The 6,618-nt window shown below is 66.8% G+C and carries 6 protein-coding genes; 3 read left to right on the plus strand and 3 right to left on the minus strand.

Annotated elements, in window-relative coordinates; genetic code table 11:
* Positions 1-184 precede the first annotated feature (184 nt).
* The 3 genes from pmbA (at position 185) to H0W38_RS13425 (ending at position 3,294) form a co-directional block, all read left to right on the plus strand.
* Positions 185-1,552: a metalloprotease PmbA gene (gene pmbA / locus H0W38_RS13415; RefSeq protein ID WP_292454833.1), complete on the plus strand. Its 1,368-nt coding sequence runs from the start codon at positions 185-187 to the stop codon at positions 1,550-1,552.
* Between the two features lie 212 nt (positions 1,553-1,764).
* Positions 1,765-2,847 (plus strand): TRAP transporter substrate-binding protein, encoded by a 1,083-nt coding sequence (locus H0W38_RS13420; RefSeq protein WP_292454834.1) that lies wholly within the window; start codon positions 1,765-1,767, stop codon positions 2,845-2,847.
* Between the two features lie 51 nt (positions 2,848-2,898).
* Positions 2,899-3,294: a DoxX family protein gene (locus H0W38_RS13425; RefSeq protein ID WP_292454836.1), complete on the plus strand. Its 396-nt coding sequence runs from the start codon at positions 2,899-2,901 to the stop codon at positions 3,292-3,294.
* Positions 3,295-3,305: 11 nt separating this feature from the next.
* Here the strand turns inward: H0W38_RS13425 and H0W38_RS13430 are convergent, their stop codons facing one another.
* The 3 genes from H0W38_RS13430 to H0W38_RS13440 form a co-directional block, all read right to left on the minus strand.
* Complete coding sequence (locus H0W38_RS13430) at positions 3,306-5,096, minus strand: TRAP transporter large permease subunit (RefSeq protein ID WP_292454839.1); 1,791 nt, start codon at positions 5,094-5,096, stop codon at positions 3,306-3,308.
* Complete coding sequence (locus tag H0W38_RS13435) at positions 5,093-5,710, minus strand: TRAP transporter small permease subunit (protein WP_292454842.1); 618 nt, start codon at positions 5,708-5,710, stop codon at positions 5,093-5,095. The genes H0W38_RS13430 and H0W38_RS13435 overlap by 4 nt, the downstream gene beginning before the upstream one ends.
* Before the next feature lie 75 nt (positions 5,711-5,785).
* Positions 5,786-6,618: alpha-hydroxy acid oxidase (locus H0W38_RS13440; RefSeq protein ID WP_292454844.1), on the minus strand; the 833-nt coding region annotated here is incomplete at its 5' end.

Consider the following 6,618-nt stretch of genomic DNA (forward strand, 5'->3'; position numbering starts at 1 on the left):
AGCGCCTGCAACTCGTGCATGGCCTTCTTGAGCGAGGTTTTGCTCGGGCGCTCGAAGTCGTAGCGTTCGGTGCCGGCGTCGGGGGTGGGGGCGGAGTTCAAGCGGTACACGGCAAAAAGGGGGCGCTGGCTATCATAGTTGCGCCCTGCGGCCCGAGCGCCGCGCCACTCCCCACACCCTTGCCATGCCTCGCAAACCCGAAGGTTTTGCCTACAGCCGTGCTCAGTTCGAGCAGCTGATCGACGACACCCTGGCCTTCGCCACGCAGCTCGGTGCGAGCGCCAGCGCGGCCGAAGTGAGCGAGGGTGCCGGCCTTTCCGTGTCGGCGCGCAAGGGCGAGGTGGAGACGGTGGAGCGAAACCGAGACAAGTCGCTCGGTGTGACCGTGTATGCCGGCCAGTGCCGCGGCAATGCCAGCACGTCGGACTTCTCGCGCGCCGCGCTCGAGCAGACCGTCCAGGCCGCCTACGACATCGCCCGCTTCACGGCCGAGGATCCGGCCGCCGGCCTGCCCGACGAGCAGGACCTCGCCACGCCGCAGGAGGCGGCGCGCGACCTCAACCTGTATCACCCGTGGGCTATCGATGCCGAAGGCGCGATGCAGGTCGCCTTGCGCTGCGAAGCTGCCGCTTTTGCGACCGACAAGCGCATCACCAATTCGGATGGGTGCGGCGTCTCGGTGCAGCAATCGCATTTCCTGGCCGGCAACTCGCGCGGCTTTCGCGGCGGCTATGCCAGCTCGCGCCATTCGCTCTCCGTCGCGCCGATTGCCGGCAAGGGCAATGGTATGCAGCGCGACGCCTGGTATTCCTCGATGCGCGATCCGGCCGAACTCGCCTCGCCGGAGGCCGTGGGGCGCTACGCCGCCGAGCGCACGCTGTCGCGCCTGAAGTCACGCAAGATCGCCACCTGCGAGGTGCCGGTGTTGTTCGAGTCGACCCTGTCCGCCGGCCTGCTCGGCGCGTATGTGCAGGCCACCAGCGGCGGAGCGCTCTACCGTAAATCGACCTTCCTGGCCGACAGTCTGGGCACGCAGGTCTTTCCGGATCACATCGACGTCGACGAAGACCCGCACCGGCTCAAAGCCAAGGGCAGCGCGCCCTTCGACGACGAGGGCGTACGCACCGCGCCCCGCGCCATCGTCAAGGGCGGCCGGGTCGAGGGGTATTTCCTCTCGACGTACTCCGCTCGCAAGCTCGGCATGCGCACGACCGGCAATGCCGGCGGCTCGCAAAACCTGACGCTCAAGAGCCGCCGTACCGCAGACAGCGACGACCTCGAAGCGATGCTGCGCAAGCTCGGCCGTGGCCTGTTCGTCACCGAGTTGATGGGGCAAGGCGTGAACTACGTGACCGGCGACTATTCGCGCGGCGCGGCGGGCTTCTGGGTCGAGGGCGGGCGCCTGCAGCATCCCGTGCACGAGATCACCATCGCCGGCAACCTGCGCGAGATGCTTGAGCGCATTGCCGCAGTCGGCGCCGATGCGTACACGCTGGGCGGCAAGACAGTCGGCTCGGTACTCATCGAGCGGATGAAGATCGCCGGTCTGTAGCCTCCCACGTCCTCGCTCTCGCTCTCGCGGCCGCCGTTGCGGTAGCCAAGGCACCTGCGGTCCGGGCTTCGGCTCGAGTCACGTTCGGATACGCAGCCCTGTTGGCTTGCGAAGCAACGGGTGTTGCCCGAAGGGGTAAACCCCGTCGGGCAGGGGGGCAGCGCTTCCTAGAATTTTCCTTACTCATCGATTCGCTCCCTGGAGACCTTTCAATGCAACGCCGTTCCTTCGTGCAACGAGCCGGCCTGGCCGGGGTGCTGGCCGCCGGCACCGCACCCGCCATCGTCAACGCGCAGGCCAGCATCCGCTGGCGCATGGCGTCGAGCTTTCCGAAGGCGCTCGACACCATCTTCGGCGCCTCCGAGTTGTTCGCGCGCAAGGTGGGCGAGATGTCGGGCGGCAAGTTCCAGATCACGGTGCATGCGGGCGGCGAGCTGATGCCGGCCTTCGGCGTGGTCGATGGCGTGCAGGCCGGCACCGTGGAGATGGCGCACACCGCGGGCTACTACTTCTTCGGCAAGGACGAAACCTTCGCGCTGGGCTGCGCCATTCCCTTCAGCCTCAATTCGCGCCAGATGAGTGCGTGGATGTACGACGGCAACGGCCTGAAGCTCATGCGCGAGTTCTACGCCCGCTACAACATCATCAACTTTCCCGGCGGCAACACCGGCGCGCAGATGGGCGGCTGGTACCGCAAGCCGCTCAAGACGGTGGCCGACATGAAGGGCCTGAAGTTTCGCGTCGGTGGCTTCGCGGGGCGCGTGTTCGAGCGCATGGGCGCCGTGCCGCAGAACATTCCGGGCGGTGAGATCTACCAGGCGCTCGAGAAGGGCACCATCGATGCGGCCGAATGGGTCGCTCCGGTCGATGACCTCAAGCTCGGCTTCGCCAAGGTCGCGCCCTACTACCACTACCCAGCCTGGTGGGAAGGCGGCCCGCAACTCGACTTCTACATCAACACCAAGGCCTGGGCGGCGCTGACCTCCGATTACAAGGCCATGATCGAGTCGGCGGCCTCGCATGCTCACGTGGACATGCAGGCGCGTTACGACGCCCGCAACCCGGCCGCGCTCAAGCAGCTGGTGCAGCAGGGCGCGAAGATGGTCGCCATACCGAAGCCGATCATCGACCTCGGCTTCAAGGAATCGATGGCCCTGTATTCCGAGATCGGTGCCAAGAACCCGAGCTGGAAGAAGATCTACGCCGATCTCGACGCCTTCCGCCGCGAGCAGAACCTGTGGTTCCGCTTCACGGAAGCGCGCTTCGACAGTTACATGCAGGCGGCCAAGCTCTGAACGCGGCGCATCGGCATACTGCGCGCACTCTCAACCCCACGCAGGACCCCGATGCAATCGCTCTTGAACGCGCTTTACCACCCGCGAGCCGGGTTCTTCATCCTCCGCTGGTCGGTGGCAGGGCTGATGCTGTTTCACGGCGTCGCCAAGCTGATGAAGGGCGTGAGCGGCATTGAGGGCATGGTCACCTCGGCAGGGCTGCCGGGTTTTGTGGCTTACGGCGTGTTCATCGGCGAACTGCTGGCGCCGCTGCTGGTACTCATCGGCGTGCTCGTCGGTCCCGCGGCGCTGGTGATGGCGATCAACATGGTGTTCGCCATCGCGCTCGCGCACACGGGCGAACTGCTTGCGCTCGGCAAGTCGGGCGGCTGGGCGCTCGAACTGCAGGGCCTGTTCCTGTTCGGCTCGCTGGCCATCGCCCTGATGGCGGCGCCGAGAACGCGCTAGGCGCCGCCGCCTCAGCGCGGCTGCGCGTCGCGCTTCATCGATTCTTCGAGCGCTTTCATCGGCTCGTCCGCTTCTTCGCCCGCGTCGGCGGGCTCGGAAGCGGCGTCGTCAGATGGGATCACCGGCGGCTCCAGCACCGGCGCAGGCGCCTCGAAGGGCGTCGGCATCGACATCTCGCGCAGCGCCTTGTCGGCGTCGATGATCGGCCCCTTCTCGATGCCGCCTGACACGAGGGCTGGGTTCATGACCACCACCGTGACCATGATCAACTGCAGCACGATGAAGGCGATCGATCCCTTGTAGATCTGTGCCGTGGTCACGGCCGAAATGCGCCGGCCGGTCACGCGGTCGTCGTAGTCGGCGCGGGGCGCGACGCTGCGCAGATAGAACAGCGCGAAGCCGAAAGGCGGCGTGAGAAAAGAGGTCTGCAGGTTCATGGCGAGGATCACGCCGAACCACACCAGGTCGATGCCCATCTTGTCGGCTACCGGCGCGAGGATGGGGATGACGATGAAGGTGATCTCGAAAAAATCGAGAAACATGCCCAGCACGAACACCAGCAGGTTCACGACGATCAGAAAGCCCAGCACGCCGCCCGGCAGTTCGGCGAACAGCTGCTCGATCCACAGATGGCCGTCTGCCGCGTTGAAGGTGAAGCTGAAGACGGTGGAGCCGATCAGGATGAACAGCACGAAGCACGACAGCCGCGCGGTGCTGTCCAGCGCCTGGCGCAGCAGCCGCCCGCCGAGCCGGCGCCGGGCCAGAGCCATGGCCAGCGCACCGACCGCGCCCATCGCGCCGCCTTCGGTGGGCGTGGCCACGCCGAGGAAGATGGTGCCCAGCACCAGGAAGATCAGGATCAGCGGCGGAATCAGTACGAAGGTCACGCGCTCGGCCAGGCGCGACAGCAGGCCCACGCCGAGCAGCTTGTTGACCAGCGCCAGGCTGAAGGCCAGCACGGTGCTCAAGGTCAGTGAAAGGATGAAGACCTCGTCGCCCGGCGCCGGAGTGCCGCGTTCCAACCACGGATTGATCACCGACTCGTGCACCTGCGCCCACCCGAAGCCGGCGGCCGAGCACAGCGCCAGCAGCACCAGCAGCGAGCGGTGCCCGCTCGCGCCGCCCGCCTCGACATAGATGCGCGCCTGCAGCGGCAGGGCCGGCACCCAGGCCGGTTTCACCAGCGCCACGACGACGATGAACAGCAGGTACACCCCGACCAGCATGAGACCTGGCAACAGCGCGCCGGCGTACATGTCGCCGACCGAGCGGCCGAGCTGGTCGGCCAGCACGATCAACACCAGTGAAGGAGGCAAGGCCTGCGCCAAGGTGCCGGAGGCAGTGATCACGCCCGTGGCGATGCTGCGGTTGTAGCCGTTGCGCAGCATGATCGGCAGTGAGATCAGGCCCATCGAGATCACCGCGGCGGCGACGACGCCGGTGGTCGCGGCGAGCAGCGCGCCGACCAGCACGACCGCGATGGCCAGGCCCCCGCGCACCGGGCCGAACACCTGGCCCACCGTCTCGAGCAGGTCCTCGGCCATGCCGGAGCGCTCGAGCACGATGCCCATCAGGGTGAAGAAGGGAATCGACAGCAGTGTCTCGTTCTGCATGATCCCGAAGACGCGCAGCGGCAGCGCCTGGAAGAGGTTCGGCGGGAACAGATCCAGTGCCATGCCGATGCCGCCGAACAGCAGGCCCGTGGCGGCCAGTCCGAAGGCCACCGGAATGCCGGTGAGCAGCAGCACCAGCAGCCCCGCGAACATCAGCGGCACGAAATTCTGGGTGACGAGGGCGCTCATCCTTTGCGCTCGCGTCGCGGTGATCCGACCGGCGCTTCTGCGACGGCGGCGAGTTCCTCGGCCAGCCGTTGGGCGTCGGACTTTTCCGATTCCGTACTGAACGGCTCCGGCAGTGCACCGCGCAGGAAGGCGATGCGCTTGATCAGCTCGGACACCGCCTGCAGCAGCAGCAGCGCGAAGCCCGCCGGTATGAGCAGCAGCACCGGCCAGCGGATCAGCCCACCGGCGTTGCCCGACACCTCGCCGGAAACCCATGCACGCATGAAGAGCGGCCAGCTCAGGTCGATCATCAGTACCGCGAGCGGCATCAACACCAGCACCAGCCCCAGGCTGTCGATGACGGCGTTGCTGCGCGCGGACAGGCGCGACGACACGAAATCGATGCGCACGTGCGCATTGCGCAGCAGCGTGTAGCCGGCGCCGAGCATGAACACACCGGCGAACAGGTACCACTGAATCTCGAGGAAGGCGTTCGAGCTGATGTTGAACGCCTTGCGGATGACGGCGTTGCCCGCGCTGATGAGCACGGCCGCGAGCACCAGCCACAGGATCAGTTTGCCGACCCGTTCGTTGAGTGCGTCGATCAGTCTCGACAGGTGCAGCAGGGCTTGCATGATGAGCGGGCGGTTCTCCGCGGGCGGGGCGATGTGCGGCCGCCGGGTTCTAGGTGCGGCGCTCGGCCGACTGGCTCAGTAGGTGCCCGGCAGCAGGATGCCGCGATCGACCTTGCGGATGTCGGTGTGGCCGGTGAAAGCCATGGTCAGCGCCAGCTCGTTGGCGATCAGCTCCAGCATCTTGGTGACGCCCGCCTCGCCCATCGCGCCCAGGCCGTAGAGGAAGGCGCGGCCGATCATCGTGCCCTTCGCACCGAGCGCGATGGCCTTGAGCACGTCCTGGCCCGAGCGGATGCCGCCGTCCATCCAGACCTCGATGTCCTTGCCCACCGCTTCGGCGATGCCCGGCAGTGCAGCGATCGAGGACATGGCGCCGTCGAGCTGGCGTCCGCCGTGGTTGGAGACGATCAGCGCGTCGGCGCCGCTGTCGCGCGCAAGCCGCGCGTCCTCTGCGTCGAGGATGCCCTTGAGGATCAGCTTGCCGCCCCAGCGCTTCTTGATCCACTCCACGTCCCCCCAGTTCAGGCCGGGATCGAACTGTTGAGCGGTCCAGGCCGAGAGCGAACTCATGTTCTCGACGCCCTTCACATGACCCACGATGTTGCCGAACTCGCGGCGTTTCGTGCCGAGCATGCCGAGGCACCAGCGCGGCTTGGTGGCGAGGTTGAGCAGGTTGACGAGGGTCGGCTTGGGCGGCGCGGTCAGGCCGTTCTTGATGTCCTTGTGGCGCTGGCCGAGGATCTGCAGATCGAGCGTGAGCACCAGCGCCGAACAGCGCGCTGCGCGGGCACGCTCGATCAGGCTTTCGATGAAGGCGCGGTCGCGCATCACGTAGAGCTGGAACCAGAACGGGCGCGTCGTGGCGGCGGCCACGTCTTCCAGCGAGCAGATGCTCATGGTCGACAGCG

This window comes from Methylibium sp. (genome assembly GCF_013817365.1).
In the GTDB taxonomy this organism is placed as follows: Bacteria; Pseudomonadota; Gammaproteobacteria; order Burkholderiales; family Burkholderiaceae_C; genus Methylibium.

Bases quoted from the DNA above. Each gene is read 5' to 3' on its own strand.
- H0W38_RS13430 (WP_292454839.1), bottom strand. From the start codon at position 5,096: ATGAGCGCCCTCGTCACCCAGAATTTCGTGCCGCTGATGTTCGCGGGG.
- pmbA (WP_292454833.1), top strand. From the start codon at position 185: ATGCCTCGCAAACCCGAAGGTTTTGCCTACAGCCGTGCTCAGTTCGAG.
- H0W38_RS13425 (WP_292454836.1), top strand. From the start codon at position 2,899: ATGCAATCGCTCTTGAACGCGCTTTACCACCCGCGAGCCGGGTTCTTC.
- H0W38_RS13435 (WP_292454842.1), bottom strand. From the start codon at position 5,710: ATGCAAGCCCTGCTGCACCTGTCGAGACTGATCGACGCACTCAACGAA.
- H0W38_RS13420 (WP_292454834.1), top strand. From the start codon at position 1,765: ATGCAACGCCGTTCCTTCGTGCAACGAGCCGGCCTGGCCGGGGTGCTG.